Source organism: Gordonia sp. NPDC062954, assembly GCF_044543825.1.
GTDB classification, from domain to species: Bacteria; Actinomycetota; Actinomycetes; order Mycobacteriales; family Mycobacteriaceae; genus Gordonia; species Gordonia tangerina.
The window spans coordinates 77,103-96,084 of sequence record NZ_JBITWL010000013.1; the positions used below are offsets into that span (position 1 = coordinate 77,103).

Here is an 18,982-nt window from a genome sequence, read left to right on the forward strand (position 1 = left end):
GTTACGTATCGAGATCGACCAGCGGTATCTGCGCGACGCCGAGACTCATCGCTGCCATCGGTTTGGGGGTGTGTTCCTCGTAGAAGGTGTCCAGGGTGGTGATGGTGAGGCCGGCGTCGCGCAGGGCGGCCGGGATGTCGCGGGTGAGGTGGCAACCGCCGGCGACGCGTTTCTGGATCGGCTCGAGTCGTCGCTGCCACTTACGGACCGACTCGTCGGGAGCGTTGCCGTGCTCGAGGAAGTGCAGGGTGCCGCCGTCCTTCACGACGCGCTTGACCTCGGCGAGTGCGGCGGCGAGATCGGGGATGGTGCACAGGGTGTAGGTGCTCAGGGCCGCGTCGAAGGTGTCGTCGTCGAAGGGGAGTCGTTGACCGTCGAGTCCGGCCCGTTCGATCGGCACGGGCGAGGCGTCGACGCGGTCGGCGGCGATCTTCCACCCGGTGTTGGATGGTTCGATCGCCGCGACCCGCGTGACGGCTTCCGGATAGAACGGCACGTTGAGGCCCGAGCCGAAGCCGAGCTCGACCACTTCTCCCGACAAGCCCGCGCAGGTGCGGCTGCGCAGCGGCAGGGTGTCCTTCATGCCGCAGGTGATGTTGATCAGGTACGGCAGGATTCTGTCCTCGTAGAAGCCCATGACTCCATGGTGCGCCGATGACGTGACGGGCACCATGTCCTTACGCCGTGCGTAGGAGATCGGGTGTCGTCCTAGGCTGGAGGGATGAATCCCTCGACTCTGCAGGCGCGTGTGATCGTCGACGAGATGATCCGCTGCGGCGTGACCGAGGCCGTGCTGTGCCCGGGTTCGCGTAACGCCCCGTTGGCGTTCGCCCTGCACGCGGCCGACGTCGCGGGTCGACTTCGGCTGCATGTGCGAATCGACGAACGGTCGGCGGGGTTCTTGGCGCTCGGATTGGCGGTGTCGTCGGGGCAGCCCGTACCGATCGTGATGACCAGCGGCACCGCGGTGGCAAACATGGGTCCGGCGGTGTTCGAGGCCAATTACGCCCGCGTGCCGCTGGTGGTGGTCAGCGCCAACCGGCCTTACGAGCTGCTGGGTTCGGGCGCGAACCAGACAGTCGAACAGTTCGGCATCTTCGGCACCCAGGTGCGTGCGGCCATCAGCCTCGGTCTGGCCGAACAGGATCTCGACACCAACAGTCAGTGGCGCTCGGCCGTCGGCCGTGTGCTCGCGGCGGCGCGCGGTGCGCGCACCGGCAACGCGGGCCCGGTGCAGTTCGACATCCCGCTGCGCGAACCGCTCGTCCCGGACGCCACCGACGATGATCTGGGTGCCTTCGCCGGGCGGCCCGACGGCCTGCCGTGGACGCAGGCGCCCGTCGGCAAGCTCGACGTCCCGCTGCCCATCGACCTCTCGTTGGACACGGTGGTGGTCTCCGGGCACGGCTCGGGTGTGCATCCGGCGCTCGCCGGCATTCCGACCGTCGCCGAACCGACCGCGCCGCATGCCGACACGCCTCTGCACCCGTTGGCACTGGATTCCGTCCGTCCGCGGCAGGCGATCATCTGTGGGCGGCCGACGCTGCATCGCGGGGTGTCGCGGCTGCTGGCCGACCCGAATGTGACGGTGTACGCACTCACCACCGGCCCACGTTGGCCCGATGTGTCCGGCAACGTCTACGCCACCGGCACCCGCGTGCAGCCGACCGGCGAGCCGCGCGAGGAGTGGCTCAAGGAGTGCGCCGACGTGCAGGAACGGGTGCTGGGGGCGGTCGACGCGGAACTCGACGGCATGCTCGACGACCCGGCCGCCACCACCGGACTGCATGTCGCGCGGGTGGTGAGTGCGGCGATGCGGCCCGGCGATCAGCTCGTCGTCGGCGCCAGCAACCCCATCCGAGACGTCGCGCTGGCCGGCCGGGTGACCGACGGGGTGCGCGTGCTGTCCAACCGGGGCGTCGCCGGGATCGACGGCACCAACTCGACGGCCATCGGTGCGGCGCTCGCGCTGGACCGGTCGTCGCCGGGTGCGCACACCATCGCGCTAATGGGGGACCTCACCTTCATTCACGACGCCACCGGTCTGGTCATCGGACCGGGCGAGCCGCGGCCGTCCTCGTTGCGGATCGTCGTCGCCAACGATGACGGCGGCGGCATTTTCGGTCTGCTCGAGCAGGGCGATCCGCGCTACAACACAGGCGCCTATTCGGGTGCCTACGAGCGGGTCTTCGGCACGCCGCATTCCGCCGACCTGGCATCCTTGTGCGCCGGATTCCACGTGCCGCACCGGCGGGTGTCGATCGGCGAGCTGTCGTCGGTGCTGGCCGAGGACGCGCCCGCGGGTGGTGTGGAAGTGATCGAGGTCCCCACCGACCGCGATCACCTGCGTGCCGTGCACGCGGCGATCGCCGCGCGGTTGCGTTAGTTGCCGCGGCACGGTTGCGGTAGGGAGCAGGACGGCGGCGAGAAACTGCGGCGGCGCCGGTGTTGGGAGGCGTCAACCTGGCAAGGGCTGATTGCCAAGTCCGTTCAAGGATGTCGCAATGCGGCTGATCCCCTCGGCAGTGGCGTCGTCGGTGCTCTCGATCCGGTTGGCAGCTGCGACGATACGCTGGCCAGTCGACTGCAGTTCGTTGATTGTCGAGTCGAGTTCCGACCGCATGCTGTTGGCGAACGCCACGAGCGCAGGCCCCGTGGCGAAGCCGTCATTTCCGTCGGCCGCCGGTTGGGCAGAGTCGAATAGTGCTAACAGCCCAGCACGTGCCTCACCGGCTTCATTTTCGATGATGGCGCCAGCGTTCTTGACACCAGATGGATTGATGTCGATTCGGTCGGTCATCTCCTGCCTTCCGTACTTGCTGTCATCGCTAGCCGCTGCCGCACGGAAGCCCGCTCCCATCAACTCCGTGGTAGGGCGAAGACGGTGCATCGATGACGGTCACAATGCCATACAGCGCCAACCCAGCGGCGACGACGAGCATGGCCAGTGTGATCAGAACCAGCCATGTCGGTGGAGAACTCCGTGTCCACCCGGCCACGATCGCCGCACACGCAAGTATCGAGAGAACGATTGCCAGTCCCCCGAAAAGTGTTGCCGACGGAAGCGGTTGGAGGTCGCGACAACCAGCCTTCACGGCCTGCTCCACCCAAATGTCGCGTTCGTGTTGTAGCACAACAATACTGGCGAGCGCCGCTGCAATGAAGATCAGGGCCGTTGCAGCAGCTGGCAGCATAACCACTCGTGAGCTCTTGGTTCGGTCGTGATGCAGGGTCACCATGTCTCCTTTGGCCTGACGATCGTGATCGTTTGCGCGCCCTCGCCCTGTTCGATCATCGGGAGTCGATCCTGCACGCTGTAATTTGCTGCACCGGGGGTGTGCTGGGTGTACAGCACCTGACCGTCTGGCAGCACTCCTGTCACTACCGCTGCGTGGTGGCTGAAGTCGCCTGATTCATGTGGCTGCGCATAGTTGAAATAGACGACGTCTCCGGGCATCGCCTGATCCAAGCCGACTGTTTGCCCGCCGTTACTGAGGAAGAACTCCCGCTGGGCGTCAGAATTAAACCAAAGATGTCTAGCTCGTCGTTGTCAGCGTTTGCGATGGCAAACCGAACTGTCTCTACCGGGTCGTACCCGCGGCCGCTGTCGGTAAGTTCGCGTTTGACGTCCTTTGATAGGCCATCAAGATCGGCGAGCCCAACCGGCACCGCGCGTTTAAGTTGCAGCTGCTGCTCAGGTGTCAGCCCTGCCCACCAGCGCCGCACTTCCTCTGGCGGTTGGCCGTCCGGCAACAGGTTTCGCATCTCCTTCAAGGCTGCCTGCACCGCTTGCGCCTGTTTCTCGCGAGCAGTGTCCGATGACACGGAATCCGGGTCGACGCTACATGCGGTGATCGCGTCGAGACACGACCGGTCCGCCTGAGAAGCAGCCTCGACAGCGTCGTCGATCATGGACTGAGCCTCGTCTCGCCATAAAATCGCGCGGTAGTAGTCTTCGGCCGAAGTGTCATCGGGAACAGCGACCGTGCCGTTCTCATCTACGGTGAGATTTCTGGAGGTAGCGAAGGTGGTCGCAGACACCAGCATTCGTTGGGCGATACCGATCGCGTCTTCCAGAGTGTCGAGTGCTGTCGCAACCCCGCGCGCCAAGATTCCGGCGTTGACCATTCTATTGGCGCAGCTCGCCAAGGAATCGCGGGCTAGCGTGCCGGTGTGATCTGGCCAGTGATCCACCAACGGATCGACGCCGTTGGCATGAATGTTGTCTGCCGTGCGTTCCGCCTGTTTGCTGACGTCGAGGATGTCGTCAGCAGCAGACTCCCGTAGGTTGGGTCGAGCATCGCGGAGCTCAGCAAACGTGACCATGACTTTTCCCCGGCGTCATATCAGATGTCTGGAATCGAACGACCCTGCGATTCCCCACGCAGTGTACGTCGCTGCTGATCACAACCATTAGTCTGTCATTCGTGAACCCGACCATCCTGCGCCGCACCCAGTACGTCTTGGTGCTGTTGGGCATGGTGGTCACCACGATGGCGTTGGTGCTGGTCGCCGGGTGTCACCGCAATGACGCACAGATCGACGAGAACATGGCGACGGTGATGGCCGACGTCGTCTCCGCCGACCGGCTGCACGCCGCAGTCAATTTCCAAACCCCGGACGGCGACTTCCACAGCCCCCGCCTCGGCCTGCTGTATCCCACCGAGCTGACGCAGGGCCAGCGGATCAGCGTCGAGTACGACGTCACCAACCCCGACCTGGCGCGGCCCGCAGGCCGCAGCTGGACTTTGGCCATCGTCCCGGCGCTGTCGATCATCGTCGTCGGTTGGCTGATCGTGGGTGCGGTGATGGTGTTGCTTGCCGAGATCAACCGGCGGCGCAACGCTCGGCGCGCCCGGGCCGAGTCCGATCACGACGAGCCGGATCAGGACGAGATGACCGAACGTTCGGAACCCGAGACCAGCAACGCCTGATCGTCGGCGAGCATCCGCAACGTGAACCGGCTGCCGTAACGGATGCGCAGCTCGTCGACGACTGCGCGGCCGGACACGATGCCGTCGGCGTGCGGCACGATCACCTCGTCGATCCAGCCCAGGCCCGTCGTCGACGTGAGATCTGGTGCTTCGGTTGGATCGTCGAGCAGGCCGAGCGGTTCGATGTCGGCGCCGACGACGCAGGCCCCGGCGCTGGCACCCAGATACAGCATCCCGGCGCGGACTCGGTCGGTGAGCAGGCGGTCGACACCGGTGCGGCGCAGGACGGAGAGCAGGTGGAACACGTTGCCGCCGGAGACGAAGACGGCGTCCACATCGTCGAGCGCGGCCGCGGTCTCCGATGCGGACAGGATTTCGAGTTCGATGTCGGTGACGGTGAACCCCTGCTCGCGCAGCGTCCTGCGGTCGAGGTCCACCCAGGCGCGGTCGGGGTAGATCGACGACGCGGTGGGGATGAACCCGATCCGCGCGCCACCGCGGCCGGTGACGAATTCGGGAACGGCACCCAGCCAGCGACTGAGCAACAACAGGTCGGCCACGTCTGAAGTGTGCCCGACGCCCGGGGAAACAACCGAGGGCGCCGTGTCGGATGCGTTCACCCGATCTTCGGGACGTGGTCACGTGTTCGGACCAACCGCGCAAGACGCCGGGCGGAGGATGGCGGCATGCGGGTCGCGATCGTCGCCGAGAGTTTCCTGCCGCAGATGAACGGAGTCGTCAATTCCGTCCTGCGGGTGGTCGACCACCTCGAACGCACCGGACACCATGTCGTGGTGATCGCGCCGGACACACCGCGTGGCGAGCTGTCGGCGCCGCGGATGGTGGGCCGCAGCACCCCGGTGCACCTGGTGCCGTCGGTGATGGTGCCCAAGGTGACGTCGCTGCCGATCGGTGTGCCCACCCCGGCGCTGTACCGGGCGTTGCGTGACGTCGAGCCCGACGTGGTGCACCTGGCGTCGCCGTTCGTGATCGGCGCGGCCGGTGCCGTCGCCGCGCGCCGGCTCGATGTCCCGACCGTGGCAGTGTTCCAGACCGACGTGGCCGGGTTCGCCGCCAGCTACGGCCTGGCCATCACCTCACGCTTGGCCTGGCGCTACACCCGCCGGCTGCACGAGATGTGCGACCGTACCCTGGCGCCGTCCACCGAGACGATGAAAGACCTTGGCCAGCGGGGTGTTCCGCGGTTGTTCCGGTGGGGTAGGGGTGTCGACATCGAACAGTTCGATCCGGCGCACACCGACCCCGACCTCCGCGCGGCCTGGGCCGGCGGCGGTCGGCTCGTCGTCGGGTTCGTCGGACGATTGGCGCCGGAGAAACACGTGGAACGACTCGCCGCCGTGGCCCACGATCCGTCCGTGCAACTGGTCGTCGTCGGCGACGGGCCCGAACGGTCCCGGCTGGCGACGCTGATGCCCAACGCGGTGTTCACCGGGGAGCTGCGCGGCGCCGCGCTGGCCAGGGCTTATGCGAGTTTCGACGTCTTCACCCACGCGGGTGAGCACGAGACGTTCTGCCAGACCATCCAGGAGGCCATGGCCAGCGGCCTGCCGGTGGTGGGCCCCGATGCAGGCGGGCCGCGCGACCTGGTGTCGCAGTTCCGCACCGGTTATCTGCTGCCGCCCGACCAGTTCACCGAGCGGCTGCCGGCGGTGATCGATGTCCTGCGGGACGCGACGTTGCGGGCGGAGATGGGTCGGGCCGCGCTGAGCGCGGTGCGGGCGCGGACCTGGCCGGCGGTGTGCGACGAACTGCTGGGTCACTACCGCGCGGTGACCGGACTCGACGAGGTGCGGACCCTCGCAGGTTGAGTCCCGCCGGGTAGCGTGGTCCCCATGGAATCCGGCTCGCAGGATCGCGCAACTCTGGACAAGGATCCGGCCGAGGTCGCCGCGATGTTCGACGGCGTAGCGAAGCGCTACGACCGCACCAACACCGTCCTCTCGTTCGGCCAGGACCGCGGCTGGCGGCGCAAGACCCGCAAGGCCCTGGACCTGCGACCCGGCGACATCGTGCTCGACCTGGCCGCCGGGACCGCGGTGTCGACCGTCGAACTCGGGACGTCGGGGGCGCACTGCATTGCGGCCGATTTCTCCCTGGGCATGCTGAAGGCCGGTGCGCACCGCGACGTCCCGAAGGTGGCCGCCGATGCGATGTCGCTGCCTTTCGCCGACGAATCATTCGACGCGGCAACGATTTCGTTCGGCCTGCGCAATGTGCACGATGTGCCGACGGCGTTATCGGAGTTGCGGCGGGTACTCAAACCCGGTGGGCGGCTGGTGATCTGCGAGTTCTCGACTCCCACCTTCCGTGCCTTCCGCACGGTCTACATGGAGTATCTGATGAAGGCGCTGCCCGCCGTTGCAACCAAGGTGTCCAGCAACCCGGCCGCGTATGTCTATCTCGCAGAATCGATTCGGGCATGGCCGGACCAGCCGCATTTGGCGGCATTGATCCGGATGGCCGGTTTCACCGACGTGGCGTGGCAGAATCTGACCGGCGGTATCGCGGCGATTCATTCGGCGGTGCTCTGACCCTTCGTGACTTGCGGGTCGACGGTCGCCGCCGCCGACAACCCGTGCGGCACCGGACATCCCGGGGCAAACGTGCCCAACTCCTCGATTCGGTATCCGCGCGGATAGCCGCACACCTGCGTCATCTCCCGACCGTACAGCGGTTCGGAACGAGGTCGCGCGCCGAACCGGATCGCCAGGCCGCGTGCTCTCAGTCCACCGCGCACAGCATTACGTTCGAGCGCCGTGGGCTTCGGGTAGCCGAACGCCTCGAGTAGCCGATCATCCATGAGCGCGAACGACATCCGGCGCACCACGGCACGCGGCAACAGTCGGTAGGGCAGGAAGGTGCCCAACAGATCCAGGGTCGCGTCGGCCACGGCGAGCGACTTCGGGCTGAACGCGAAATGGCGTCGCTCGTAGTCCTCGTAGAAGCGTTCGAAATCCGCGTAGGTCTCCGGGATGTCCTTGATGGCCATGTGCTTGCCGAGTCGGCGGTAATAGTTGGTGAGGCCGTCGATCTCGTGGTCGGTGAGCCTGCGCCATTCGTAATTGTTGACCCACTGCACCGGGCACACCACGAACGTCGACAGCACGTAGAGCATGTCGTCGTTGGAGATGTCGTACATCGCGTGCATCTGATTGATCCGCCGAATACCCGCGCGGCCGGCGGGGCTGTCGAAGCCGTGCTCGATCGGGGCGTCGAGCAGCAGCACGGTGTCGTCGTAGCGTTTCTGCGTCTGTTCGGTGAACTGTCCGGTGGCGTAGAGCAATTCGCCGATCGACGGCACCGCGTACGTCCGGAACAGTGCGAAGCTCAGCGCCTGGGTGATACCCCACGGGAACTCTTGGGTGCCAAGCATGCGGGTGATGGCGACCGGGTCGTCGACGCGTGCGATCTCGCCGCGGTGGCGGTAGCGGGCGGCCGCCCGGTTCTGGATGGCGTCACGCGTGCGCTGCAGGGCGTTGGACATGCGTTGAAACATATCATTCATTTTGTTCCAAATGCGGGTGGCGTGATCTCGATACGGCTCCTCGCTGCGCTCGTCGCCTACTCGATCAGCAGGTGGTGTGGTTTCTCGGCGTGGTTGTCGTGTGCTCGATCAGCAGGTGGTGTGGTTTCTCGGTGTGGTTGTCGTGTGCTCGATCAGCGGGTGGTGTGGTTTCTCGGTGTGGTTGTCGTGTGCTCGGTCGGCGGTGGGGACGGCGACGGGACCGGCTCAGCTGAACGGCGGGCGGTCGTCGATGCGGGTGGAGACCCGGCCGGCGGTGCGCCAGGCGCGCGCGACGAGGTCGGCGTCGTCGGGGGTGATGAGGTTGCCCATCACCCGCACGACCATCGACATCAGCCGGGCCGACCGGATGCCGGGGCGGCCGAGGGCCGGCACGGTCTGCGGCATGGTGAGCAGCCCGGCCAGGCGGCGGGCGGCGGAGAAGGCCAGACCGTAGTGCTCCACCAACAGGTCGCGCCATCGGGTGGTGTGGTCGGTGGAGTCGGCGAGGAGCTCGACGGCCAGCCGGCCGGTCTCCAGCGCGTAATCGATGCCTTCCCCGTTGAGCGGGTTCACGCAGGCCGCGGCGTCTCCGATGAGCATCCAGTTCGGTCCGGCAATGCCGGTGACGGCTCCGCCCATCGGCAGCAACGCGGAGGTGAGTAACTGCGGGGTGCCGGTGATGGCCCACTCGTCGCCGACCATCGCCGCGTAGTGCTCCAGGATCGGGCGCAGCGCCATGTGTGCCGGACGCTTCGCGGTGGCCAGCGCGCCGACACCGACGTTGAGCAGCCCGCCCGACAGCGGCAGCGGGCCGGGCGCGACGTCGCCGAGCGGGAACACCCAGCCGTAGCCGGGGAGCAGATCGCCGTCGGGACCGCGTAGTTCCAGGTGCGAACCCATCCAGTGATCGTCGGCGCGACTCGACGGCACATACGCGCGGGCGGCGACGCCGTAGGCGGTCTCCCGATGCCACTCACGGCCGAGTTTCTTGCCCAAGCCCGACCGCACCCCGTCGGCGACGATCACCTCATCCACCGTGATCGGCGTCCGGCCGGACTCGCCCTCGACGACGACCTCGGCGATCCGGTCACCGGTCATTGTCACGTCGACGGCCTTGGCGCCCTGCACCATTCGCGCTCCGCGGGATACCGCGAGAGCGCGGATGGCGTCGTCGAGCTCCATCCGCGACACGGCACTGCCGTAGGCGGGGAACCGGCCCGAGGGCCATCGGACCAACTGGTGGGCGCCCCACCCGTGCAGCGCGAGTCCGTCGATACGCGGGCGATGGGTGAGGAAATCTCCAAGACCGAGGTGACCGAGTTCGGCCACCGCGCGCGGGGTGAGACCGTCGCCGCAGGTCTTGTCGCGCGGGAACGTCGCAGCATCAAGCAGCACCACGTCGCGACCGGCGGCCGCGGCATACGCTGCGGCCGCGGAACCGCCCGGACCTGCGCCGACGACGAGGACGTCGGTGCGCTCGGGAACCGTGTGCCGGGCATCGAGCGGTGGGGAGTCGTCGCTACTCACCCGACCAGTATGTCGGGCCGCCACAACGACTAGGCTCGGCAGCACGGCAGCCGACCGATGGTGGTCGGTTGTAGAAGACGACGAGATGGAGCGGCTAGCGCAGTGAAGTCCACATTCGCCGGGCTGGACCTGGGCACCGACGAGTTCGCCGAGACGGTCCGGACGTCGTTGGCGCAGGTCGAGGATCTGTTGCTGGCCGAACTCTCATCGGGTGACGAGATCATGACCGAGGCGGCGACGCACCTGGCCAAGGCCGGCGGCAAGCGCTTTCGCCCGATGTTCGCGATCCTCGCCGCGCAGTTCGGCGGGCGGCCGGACGCGTCGGAGGTCATCACCTCGGCCACCGTGGTGGAGATGATCCACCTGGCCACGCTGTATCACGACGACGTGATGGACGAGGCGCAGCTGCGGCGTGGTGCCGCGAGCGCCAACTCGAGGTGGACCAACTCGGTGGCGATACTGTCCGGCGACTTCCTGTTTGCTCGGGCGTCGCGGCTGGTGTCGACGCTGGGCCCGGATGCGGTGCGCATCATCGCGGAGACCTTTGCCGAACTGGTGACCGGTCAGATGCGGGAGACCGTGGGCGTGGCCGACGGCGGCGATCCTATCGAGCACTACCTGAAGGTGGTGTGGGAGAAGACCGGGTCGCTGATCGCCGCGTCGGGCCGGTTCGGTGCGATGGCCGCCGACGCCACCACCGACGACGTCGAGCGGTTGTCCAGGCTCGGCGACATTATCGGCACGGCCTTCCAGGTGTCCGACGACATCATCGACATCAGCTCGGTCAGCGGCGACTCCGGGAAGACGCCCGGCACCGACCTACGCGAGGGCGTGCACACGCTGCCGGTGCTGTACGCGTTGCGCAGCGACGATGCGGCGTCGCAGCGGCTGCGGGAGCTGCTGCTCGACCCGCAGACCGGCAAGGCGCGTCCGGTCACCGACGACGCCGAGGTGGCCGAGGCCATCGAGGTGCTCAATGCGTCGTCGGGGATGACGGCCGCGCACGAGCGGTTGCGGGCCTACGCCGACGAAGCCGAGGCGGTGCTCGCGCAACTTCCCGACAGCCCCGCCCATGGCGCCCTCAGCTCCCTGGTTCGCTACACCATCGACCGCACGGGCTAGCCGCACGAGGTTGGTCGCGCGGGGTTGGCCGAAAGTTCTGGCCGCACCCGCAGTGTCTGGCCGCAGTTTCGTCTCCAACCCGGAATCGGGCGCTGCGGCCAGAACCGTCAGGGACCGACCGGGCCGACGCCGGCGTGGTTGAGGAGGTCGGTGAGGGTGCGAATCACAGCGGTGCCGACGTCGACTCCCAGCGGTGTCACGGCGAGGTCGTTGGCGTTGAGGTAGCTGTTCGGATCGGACTTCAGCGAACCGATGATGGTCTCGCAGACGATGCGGCTGCCGAGTTCGCCGAGCCGTTCACCGTTCTGCTGCACTGCGGCCTCGCGGAGGATGTAATACCAGAGCGGGGTGCGCTGGCCGAGAGCGGTGGTCTCCAGGATGTTCTTGACGTTCGCGGATTCACCGGCACCGCCCATCTGCATGATCGTCATCGGTTTGACGCCCATCGCCTCGCAGCATGCTTGCGCGGTGGGTATCGACAAGCTGTAGCCGCGCACCAGGTTCGACTTGGCCAGGTGGCCGAGGATCGGATCGCCGGTGCGCGGCCCGAGTGGCAGCGAGCCCAACCCGGCGGAGATGTTCGAGTCGATCTTGCGAGCCTTCTGGACGTTCGGGCCGCTGCCGGCGAAAAAGGTGAAGTCGAGGATCGCCGAGGACCGCAGTTGATGCGGGGTCGCGTCGCCGGTGTCGAAGAAGGTGGCGTTCGGGTTGCCGGCCGCATCGGGGCGGCTCGGCGCGAGGATGTCCATCACCGCGATCGGGCTCTGGCCACCGCGAAGCCGATACTCCGGCCGGATCATCGTGTGCCCGAAGCGGAACGCCGCCGTGGAGAACTCGAGCGGCATGAACGTCTGGCCGTGTCCGGCGGACACACCGTAATAGCGTGGCCCGTTGGCGAGCGTGTCGATGACGACACCGAGGTCACACACGCGGGCCAGATAGTCCTGCACGACGATGTACTGGTAGGCCCAACGGGTCAGCTGGCGTGCGCGAATGTGCTTGCACGCGGGCGCCCCGGCGACCTGCGCGTCGTAGATCTTGTTGTAAAACAACAGGAATGCGCAGTGCAGCGCCGAGATGTTGGGGTTCTCGTCGTTGCGGGCGTCGGCGATGATCGCGACGCGGGTCGCCGGATCGCGCGGGACGTCGCGCCGAGTCGACGACGGTTGGAAGACCGTCATTTTCAGATCGTTGGCGTACAGCACTTGAGACGTGGTCTCCGAACCGCCGACCAGCGACGGCCCGTCCCCGAACACGCTGTCGAGATCGAGTTGCGGGCGTCGCCCGTTGTGCAGATTCGCCACCACCTCGTCGGGATCGCGTGGCGTCACCGGTTCACCCCGGCCGATCGTGGACACCGCCGACTCGCGATCTGTGCGCGCGGTGAGGTCGTGATCGATGAACTGGCCGAGGTAGGTGAGGATCGCCGGCAGCGTCGTCGAGTCGTTCGGCAGCCCGGTCTCATCGGTCGCCATCGCGTCGCCGAGTTGTTTGAGGGCGGTGATCGTCTCGCAGGACCGCGGCAACAGGCACGACGCAGAGTGCGCGGCGTCGTCGAACAGGTAGCCGAAGGGTGTGGTGAACAGGAGTTCGTCTTGGGTCGCGACTTCGCCGGTATGGCTGAACTTGGTGAACATCAGGGGCCTCGTGATCGTCGTCGGGGGGGAAATCTGACGCTACGGAGCGCAGAACCCCAGGTCATGAGTAGTTCGCTACCTCATATCGGGGTGGCGGGACGACCCGCGCGGGTGCGGTGTGGAAACTCTGCCGACGCCTCGGACGTTTGGAAGAGTGAAAGCACCCTGACGACGTACGTCGGGTGATGCGCGAGAACGAGGGACTGATGCACTTCAATGGTCTGAAGACCGCTGCGTTGATGGGCCTGATGTCGGCGATCATCGTCGGTATCGGGGCGATGTTCCAGAGCCCGACGATCCTGCTGTTCGCAGTGGTGATCGCGATCGGCACCAACGCCTACGTGTACTTCAACTCCGCCAAGCTGGCGTTGCGGTCGATGCATGCACAGCCCGTCACCGAGGTGCAGGCGCCGGTGCTCTACCGCATCGTGCGGGAATTGGCGACCACTGCGCGCCAGCCGATGCCGGCCCTCTACATCAGCCCCACCGAGTCGCCGAACGCGTTCGCGACCGGCCGCAACCCGAAGAACGCCGCGGTCTGCTGCACCGCAGGCATCATGCGAATACTCGACGAACGAGAGCTGCGGGCGGTGCTGGGCCACGAACTGTCGCACGTCTACAACCGCGACATCCTGATCTCGTCGATCGCCGGCGCGATGGCGTCCATCATCACCGGCCTGGCGAACTTCGCGTTCTTCTTCGGTGGCGGCCGCAACGGCAACGGCCCAGGCATCCTGGGCGTGCTGATGATCACCCTGCTCGGTCCGCTCGCGGCGTCGGTGATCAAGATGTCGGTGTCGCGGTCGCGGGAGTACCAGGCCGACCAGTCCGGTGCCGAGCTCACCGGCGACCCGCTCGCACTGGCCTCGGCGCTGGCCAAGATCAGTGGCGGCATCGACCGCGCGCCGTTGCCGGAGGACCCGAAGATCGAGTCGCAGTCGCACCTGATGATCGCCAACCCGTTCCGTGGCGGCGGGGTGGCGAAGCTGTTCTCCAGTCACCCGCCGACCGAGGACCGGATTGCACGGCTCCACGAGATGGCGAGGCGGGGACCGCACGCGGGACGGTGATGCGTGATGCGTGATGCGCTACCCTGAGGCATGCGCACCACGCTGGACATCGACCCGCGAGTGCTGGCCGCTGCGCGTGCTCGCGTGAACGACGGACGCAACGCGAGCATCGGCCAAGCGGTCTCCGAACTCGCGATGGCAGGTCTGTCCTCTGAGAATCCGCGACCGGCCGAACCGGAAGGGCTCGTGCTGCTGCCCTCTGAACCGGGCCACGTGGTGACCGACGAGATGGTCGCCCGTGCCATGCTCGACGATGAGTGACCTCGACCTACCCGACGTCAATGTGCTGGTGGCGCTCCTTGCGCCCTCCCACGTCCATCACCGATCTGCGCAGGAATGGTTCGCCGCCACCGGACGATTCGCGACGACGCCGATCACGGAGGCCGGCCTGCTGAGGACGGCGCTCAACCGGTCGGTGATGGGCCGAGTGGTGGAGGCGGAGACGGCGTTGACCACGCTGCGCTCACTGCGGGCGCATGAGCGTTCGGTATTCCTGCCGGACGATTCGTCCCTGGCGCACGCGAGTATCGGCCTCACCGGTCTCGTCGGCTTCCGTCAGGTCACCGACCTACACCTGGTGAATCTGGCTGCACAGAATTCTGCGCGCCTGGTCACCTTCGACACGAAGATCGCACCGGTGCTGGCCCCCGACGACCAGCAGCGCATTCGCACGTTGGGATGAGGGCAGCACCACCACATGCTGTCCACGCAGATCGGGGTGCTCGGCGACTCGTCGGATCAGCCGGCCGCGATGGCGTCGAGCGTCGCGAGGTCGGCGTCGTCGAGTCGCAGTGATGCGCTCGCGATGTTCTGCTCGAGATGTGCCGGGTTGCCGGTGCCGGGGATGGCGAGCACATGCGGGCCACGATGCAGCGTCCACGCGAGTCGGATTTGAGCCGGCGACGCGTCGTACTTCTCGGCGATCGCACTGATCTGCGCCTGTCCGGTCGTGTCCGGGCCATCGGGGGAGGCGCCGCTGGCGGTGGCGACCGCGAAGAACGGGACGAAGGCGATGCCCTTCGCGCCGCACAGTTCCAGCAGATCGTCGTCGCCGCGGTCGGTGAGGCCGTAGCGGTTCTGGACGCTGACGACCGGCGTCACCGTCAGTGCCTCGGTCAGCTGGTCGGCCGTCACGTTGGAGATGCCGATGTGGCGCAGCAGCCCGGCGTCGCGCAGTTCGGCGAGCGCGCCGAGATGTTCGGCGATCGACGCGTCGGTCTTGTCCATGCTGGTGCCGCAGCGCAGATTCACCACGTCGATCGTGTCGATTCCGAGTTGCCGCAGATTCTCCTCGACCTGCCCGCGCAGCTGCTCGGGACGCGCCATCGGCTCGAACTCGCCGTCACGCGACCGGCTGGGTCCGACCTTGGTGACCAGCGTCAGATCATCGGGGAAGGGCTGCAGCGCGGTGCTGATCAGCTCGTTGGCCAGCCGGGTCGGCGTGAAGTAGAACGCGGCCGTGTCGATGTGGTCGACGCCGAGTTCGACGGCCCGGCGCAGCACGGCGAGTGCGTCGTCGCGGTTCCGGGGTGGCTCCCAGGGCATACCGCCCAGGCGCATCGCGCCCAGGCCCAGACGGTTGACGGTGCGGTCGCCGAGTTGCCAGGTGCCCGCAGCGTCGGCGGTCGGGGTGGGGGTGTGGAGGTGGTGATCAGTGGTCATGGGACCACTGTGGCGAGTCCGCGGCCGCGCTGGTGTGCTCTGGCAACAAGCTGCCACACCGTCCGCGAATCGCTCTGCGGGCGCACACTGGAGGCCATGACCGACACCGACTCCGTCACCGTCGTGCGCAGCGAAGAGGAATTGTTCCGCCGCACCGAGCATCTGTTCGCGACCGCGACCGAGGTGTCGTGCGCGGCCAACGACCTGTGGACGTTCGCGTGGCAGCACGGAACGTCGGATACCCCGGAGAGGGTGGTCGGGACACAGCATCGCGGTCCCGTGCGTGTCCGCAAGATCTACCGGGCGGCGACCCTCCTCGACCCGGTCGCTGCACACCATCTGGCAGTGCGGCGCGACCAGTACGGCGCCGACATCCGGGTGACCGCCGACGAAATCAACGAAACCATCATCCTCGATCGCCGAATCGTGATCCTGGCCGGCGACCGCACGGGAGGGCAGCGCAGCTACAGCGTCATCACCCAGCCGGACGCGGTGCACGGGGTGTCGTCGCTGTTCGAGGCCGCCTGGCGCTCGGCGACCGACCTCGCCGCCTACGACGCGGGCATCGCCGACATCCGCGCGCTGGCCCCGCAGGTCCTCGACCTGCTGGGGCAGGGGGTCAAGGACGAGACCGCCGCACGCAGCCTCGGGCTCGGGGTGCGGACGTATCGTCGGCGCGTCGCCGAGCTGATGGATGCACTCGGCGCGCGATCGCGGTTTCAGGCCGGCGTGCGGGCGCGTGAGATCGGGATCGTCTAGGCGAACCTGATCTCGATACGCTGCCTCGGCTGGCGCCTCGGCGGCTACTCGATCAGCGGTTGGGGCGTCGTGTCGGGTGGGCCGGTGGTTACTCGATCAGCGGTTGGGGCGTCGTGTCGGGTGGGCCGGTGGTTACTCGATCAGCGGTTGGGGCGTCGTGTCGGGTGGGCCGGTGGTTACTCGATCAGCGGTTGTCTAGCGGTAGTTCACGAACTGCAGCGCGATCCCGAAGTCCTCACCCTTGAGTAGTGCGATGACGGCCTGGAGGTCGTCGCGCTTCTTGCTCGACACGCGCAGTTCCTCGCCCTGGATCTGCGCCTTGACGCCCTTGGGGCCCTCGTCACGGATCTTCTTGGAGATCTTCTTGGCGTGCTCGGAGTCGATGCCCTCGACGATCTTCCCGGAGATCTTGAACGTCTTGCCCGACGCCGCGGGTTCGCCGGCGTCGAACGCCTTGAGCGAGATGTCGCGGCGGATCAACTTCTCCTTGAACACCTCGAGCCCCGCCTGCGCGCGCTCCTCGGCGTCGGAGGTGATCACGATGGTCTCCTCGCCGGACCACTCGATACCGGTGTTGGTGCCGCGGAAGTCGTAGCGCTGCGACAGTTCCTTCGCCGCCTGATTGAGTGCGTTGTCGACCTCCTGGCGGTCGACCTTGCTCACCACGTCGAACGATGAATCAGCCATGACCGACAGCCTATCGTCGTGCTGCGCCGACTCCGGACCGAACCCGCGATGAGCCTCTGAACAGCCGATTTGCGTGGATGCGGGATGCTCGTTGTATTCTTCACGGCGTTGTTCTTACAGCCGTGTGAACGGTTGGCGGAGCGGCACGGCAGGTTGCCCGAGCGGCCAAAGGGAGCGGACTGTAAATCCGTCGCGCAAGCTACATAGGTTCGAATCCTATACCTGCCACGACGTGGTAAATCGCTGATGATTCGGCGCTCGCCACCGGTCGCGACCAGCGATTTGGTGAGCGCCTGCTTCAGTGTGTAACCTCGTTAAGGCTCTCGAGCAGATCCGATCTGGGTCTGATCGGGCACGCCCCCTTAGCTCAGTCGGCAGAGCGTTTCCATGGTAAGGAAAAGGTCGACGGTTCGATTCCGTCAGGGGGCTCGCTGGACCCCAGTCCACATGGCGGTGTAGCTCAGCTGGTTAGAGCGCACGACTCATAATCGTGAGGTCGAGGGATCGAGTCCCTCCACCGCTACACATCGGTGCCGACCAGCTCGGAGCCGAACACGCAATAGGGCAGCCGAGCCCGCCACGTACCACCGAAAGAAGGCAACGAAGTGGCCTCCTCAACAGATGTTCGCCCCAAGATCACCTTGGCGTGCGAGGTGTGCAAGCACCGTAACTACATCACCAAGAAGAACCGCCGCAACGATCCCGACCGCCTCGAGATCAAGAAGTTCTGCCCGAACTGCGGCAAGCATCAGGCACATAAGGAATCGCGCTGAGCGCATCACCGGCGATTCCGGTATGAACGACTAAAGCGGGCTGCCTCTTGATCCAAGAGGCAGCCCGCAGCCGTAGGGCGAACCCGGTCGGAGCCGACCGGCCATGCTGACGGCGACAGCTAGCAGCGCACGGGGAACGGCGCCACGGGTTGGCGCAGTGAAGGAGCGGTATCCGATGTCAGTGACCGAAGCGGAGATCCAGCAGCGGATCGAGGCACTGAAGAACGGCGTCAAGCTGACGCCGGAGGAGATCGCCGCCCACACCCAGGCGATGGTGGGCTACAACTACACCGTCGACGACTACTACGAGGTCGGTCGCGAAGAGGTCCGCAAGCACGCCCGTGCCGTCCAAGACGACCACCCCGTCCACTGGAACGAGCAGGCCGCCGCCGAGCTTGGTCACGACACCCTGATCGCCGCACCCACCTTCGTCTCCGTGCTCGGCATCATCGCTCAGCGCCGCCTGTTCGAAGATGTCGTCACCGGCTACGACCTGTGGCAGATCATGCAGACCGACCAGCGTCTGGTGTTCCACCAGCCGGTCAAGGTCGGCGATCAGCTGATCTGTGACGTCTCGCTCGAGTCCTTCCGTCAGATGGCCGGCACCGACGTGATGGTGACCAAGAACATCATCTGGAACCAGCACGACGAACCGGTGATGACCACCTGGACCAGCCTGGTGGCCCGCCCGGCCGTGGAGGCCGATCCCGACGTCCTCGACAAGCTCGAGCACGTGATGATGAAGGTCGACCGGGAAGCCGTCATGCCCAAGACGGTGCACGGTCCGTTCGAGCGGTACTCGCTGCCCGACCCGCAGGTCGATCCCAAGCCGTATTCGGCGATCGACTTCGACGACCTGACCGTCGGTCAGGAACTGCCGGCGATGACCAAGACACTCACCCGCGGCAACCTGGTGAACTACGCCGGGGTGGCCGGCGATCCCAACCCCATCCACTTCTCCGACGAGGTCGCCAAGGTCATCGGGCTGGAAACCGTCGTCGCGCACGGCATGCAGTCGATGGGGCTGGGCGCCAGTTTCGTCAGCAGCTTCGTCGGAGATCCGGCCGCGATCTACGAGTACAACGTGCGCTTCACCAGCCCGGTGTACGTCCCGGCCGAGGGCTACGCCCAGGTCGACTTCACCGGCAAGATCAAGTCGCTGGATCCGGAGACCCGGCGCGGCGTGATCGCGATCGTCGCAAAGCAGGGCGACCGCAAGATCTTCGGTCGCGCGCTGGCGCACGTGCAATTCAACTGAGTGCTGCCGTCCGCGTAATCGGTGGCC

Annotated in this window: 21 protein-coding genes and 3 tRNA genes; 14 read left to right on the plus strand and 10 right to left on the minus strand. The window is 66.6% G+C overall.

The window, feature by feature from the left end; all coding sequences use genetic code 11:
• Position 1: 1 nt before the first annotated feature.
• Entirely contained in the window at positions 2-637 is a 636-nt protein-coding gene (locus ACIGKQ_RS14100) for a class I SAM-dependent methyltransferase (protein ID WP_396574121.1), read from the minus strand.
• A gap of 84 nt (positions 638-721) precedes the next feature.
• Here ACIGKQ_RS14100 and menD point away from each other — a divergent pair, with 84 nt between their 5' ends.
• Positions 722-2,386 carry a 2-succinyl-5-enolpyruvyl-6-hydroxy-3-cyclohexene-1-carboxylic-acid synthase gene (gene menD / locus ACIGKQ_RS14105; RefSeq protein WP_396574123.1) on the plus strand — a complete coding sequence of 555 codons (1,665 nt, stop codon included), beginning with the start codon at positions 722-724 and terminating at the stop codon, positions 2,384-2,386.
• Between the two features lie 72 nt (positions 2,387-2,458).
• Here the strand turns inward: menD and ACIGKQ_RS14110 are convergent, their stop codons facing one another.
• The 3 genes from ACIGKQ_RS14110 to ACIGKQ_RS14120 all read right to left on the minus strand — a co-directional run bounded on the left by ACIGKQ_RS14110 (position 2,459) and on the right by ACIGKQ_RS14120 (position 4,326).
• On the minus strand, positions 2,459-2,800 hold the full coding sequence (locus ACIGKQ_RS14110; RefSeq protein WP_396574125.1) for a hypothetical protein: 342 nt from the start codon (positions 2,798-2,800) through the stop codon (positions 2,459-2,461).
• A gap of 28 nt (positions 2,801-2,828) precedes the next feature.
• Positions 2,829-3,239 carry a hypothetical protein gene (locus ACIGKQ_RS14115; protein WP_235726321.1) on the minus strand — a complete coding sequence of 137 codons (411 nt, stop codon included), beginning with the start codon at positions 3,237-3,239 and terminating at the stop codon, positions 2,829-2,831.
• A gap of 142 nt (positions 3,240-3,381) precedes the next feature.
• Positions 3,382-4,326, minus strand: coding sequence for a hypothetical protein (locus ACIGKQ_RS14120; RefSeq protein WP_396574127.1), 945 nt, complete (start codon positions 4,324-4,326; stop codon positions 3,382-3,384).
• A 101-nt stretch (positions 4,327-4,427) separates the two neighbouring features.
• Between ACIGKQ_RS14120 and ACIGKQ_RS14125 the strand changes: the two genes are divergently transcribed.
• A complete protein-coding gene (locus ACIGKQ_RS14125; RefSeq protein WP_396574129.1) occupies positions 4,428-4,934 on the plus strand; it encodes a DUF3592 domain-containing protein in 507 nt (168 codons plus the stop codon).
• On the opposite strand, the gene ACIGKQ_RS14130 is transcribed toward ACIGKQ_RS14125, so the two are convergent.
• Positions 4,886-5,494, minus strand: a complete 609-nt coding sequence (locus tag ACIGKQ_RS14130; RefSeq protein WP_396574131.1) for a Type 1 glutamine amidotransferase-like domain-containing protein — start codon at positions 5,492-5,494, stop codon at positions 4,886-4,888. The genes ACIGKQ_RS14125 and ACIGKQ_RS14130 overlap by 49 nt on opposite strands.
• 126 nt (positions 5,495-5,620) lie before the next feature.
• Here ACIGKQ_RS14130 and ACIGKQ_RS14135 point away from each other — a divergent pair, with 126 nt between their 5' ends.
• Complete coding sequence (locus ACIGKQ_RS14135; RefSeq protein WP_396574133.1) at positions 5,621-6,763, plus strand: glycosyltransferase family 4 protein; 1,143 nt, start codon at positions 5,621-5,623, stop codon at positions 6,761-6,763.
• Between the two features lie 24 nt (positions 6,764-6,787).
• Positions 6,788-7,486, plus strand: coding sequence for a demethylmenaquinone methyltransferase (locus tag ACIGKQ_RS14140; RefSeq protein ID WP_396574135.1), 699 nt, complete (start codon positions 6,788-6,790; stop codon positions 7,484-7,486).
• Here the strand turns inward: ACIGKQ_RS14140 and ACIGKQ_RS14145 are convergent.
• Positions 7,468-8,439, minus strand: a complete 972-nt coding sequence (locus ACIGKQ_RS14145) for an oxygenase MpaB family protein (protein ID WP_396574137.1) — start codon at positions 8,437-8,439, stop codon at positions 7,468-7,470. The two genes, ACIGKQ_RS14140 and ACIGKQ_RS14145, sit on opposite strands and share 19 nt — an antisense overlap.
• A gap of 246 nt (positions 8,440-8,685) precedes the next feature.
• On the minus strand, positions 8,686-9,987 hold the full coding sequence (locus tag ACIGKQ_RS14150; RefSeq protein WP_235723436.1) for a geranylgeranyl reductase family protein: 1,302 nt from the start codon (positions 9,985-9,987) through the stop codon (positions 8,686-8,688).
• Between the two features lie 102 nt (positions 9,988-10,089).
• Between ACIGKQ_RS14150 and ACIGKQ_RS14155 the strand changes: the two genes are divergently transcribed.
• Entirely contained in the window at positions 10,090-11,109 is a 1,020-nt protein-coding gene (locus tag ACIGKQ_RS14155) for a polyprenyl synthetase family protein (RefSeq protein WP_396574140.1), read from the plus strand.
• 107 nt (positions 11,110-11,216) lie between these two features.
• Here the strand turns inward: ACIGKQ_RS14155 and ACIGKQ_RS14160 are convergent, their stop codons facing one another.
• Positions 11,217-12,746 carry a peroxidase family protein gene (locus ACIGKQ_RS14160; protein ID WP_396574142.1) on the minus strand — a complete coding sequence of 510 codons (1,530 nt, stop codon included), beginning with the start codon at positions 12,744-12,746 and terminating at the stop codon, positions 11,217-11,219.
• 206 nt (positions 12,747-12,952) lie between these two features.
• Here ACIGKQ_RS14160 and htpX point away from each other — a divergent pair, with 206 nt between their 5' ends.
• The 3 genes from htpX to ACIGKQ_RS14175 are packed head-to-tail and all read left to right on the plus strand — an operon-like array spanning position 12,953 to position 14,498.
• Positions 12,953-13,816: a zinc metalloprotease HtpX gene (gene htpX / locus ACIGKQ_RS14165; RefSeq protein WP_287015297.1), complete on the plus strand. Its 864-nt coding sequence runs from the start codon at positions 12,953-12,955 to the stop codon at positions 13,814-13,816.
• A 30-nt stretch (positions 13,817-13,846) separates the two neighbouring features.
• Positions 13,847-14,077, plus strand: coding sequence for a hypothetical protein (locus tag ACIGKQ_RS14170; RefSeq protein WP_235723441.1), 231 nt, complete (start codon positions 13,847-13,849; stop codon positions 14,075-14,077).
• Positions 14,070-14,498, plus strand: a complete 429-nt coding sequence (locus ACIGKQ_RS14175; RefSeq protein ID WP_396574145.1) for a TA system VapC family ribonuclease toxin — start codon at positions 14,070-14,072, stop codon at positions 14,496-14,498. The genes ACIGKQ_RS14170 and ACIGKQ_RS14175 overlap by 8 nt, the downstream gene beginning before the upstream one ends.
• Before the next feature lie 56 nt (positions 14,499-14,554).
• Here the strand turns inward: ACIGKQ_RS14175 and ACIGKQ_RS14180 are convergent, their stop codons facing one another.
• On the minus strand, positions 14,555-15,478 hold the full coding sequence (locus ACIGKQ_RS14180) for an oxidoreductase (protein ID WP_396574147.1): 924 nt from the start codon (positions 15,476-15,478) through the stop codon (positions 14,555-14,557).
• Between the two features lie 96 nt (positions 15,479-15,574).
• Between ACIGKQ_RS14180 and ACIGKQ_RS14185 the strand changes: the two genes are divergently transcribed.
• A complete protein-coding gene (locus ACIGKQ_RS14185; RefSeq protein ID WP_266062433.1) occupies positions 15,575-16,237 on the plus strand; it encodes a hypothetical protein in 663 nt (220 codons plus the stop codon).
• 195 nt (positions 16,238-16,432) lie between these two features.
• On the opposite strand, the gene ACIGKQ_RS14190 is transcribed toward ACIGKQ_RS14185, so the two are convergent.
• Positions 16,433-16,924 carry a YajQ family cyclic di-GMP-binding protein gene (locus tag ACIGKQ_RS14190; RefSeq protein WP_160900477.1) on the minus strand — a complete coding sequence of 164 codons (492 nt, stop codon included), beginning with the start codon at positions 16,922-16,924 and terminating at the stop codon, positions 16,433-16,435.
• A 147-nt stretch (positions 16,925-17,071) separates the two neighbouring features.
• Between ACIGKQ_RS14190 and ACIGKQ_RS14195 the strand changes: the two genes are divergently transcribed.
• The 5 genes from ACIGKQ_RS14195 (at position 17,072) to ACIGKQ_RS14215 (ending at position 18,955) form a co-directional block, all read left to right on the plus strand.
• Positions 17,072-17,152, plus strand: a tRNA-Tyr gene (locus ACIGKQ_RS14195).
• 128 nt (positions 17,153-17,280) lie between these two features.
• Positions 17,281-17,353 (plus strand) — tRNA-Thr (locus tag ACIGKQ_RS14200).
• Between the two features lie 20 nt (positions 17,354-17,373).
• Positions 17,374-17,447: transfer RNA gene (locus tag ACIGKQ_RS14205), tRNA-Met, on the plus strand.
• Positions 17,448-17,529: 82 nt separating this feature from the next.
• Positions 17,530-17,697, plus strand: a complete 168-nt coding sequence (gene rpmG / locus ACIGKQ_RS14210) for a 50S ribosomal protein L33 (RefSeq protein WP_003929651.1) — start codon at positions 17,530-17,532, stop codon at positions 17,695-17,697.
• Positions 17,698-17,872: 175 nt separating this feature from the next.
• Positions 17,873-18,955, plus strand: coding sequence for a fused (3R)-hydroxyacyl-ACP dehydratase subunits HadA/HadB (locus ACIGKQ_RS14215; RefSeq protein WP_235723445.1), 1,083 nt, complete (start codon positions 17,873-17,875; stop codon positions 18,953-18,955).
• Positions 18,956-18,982: the final 27 nt, after the last annotated feature.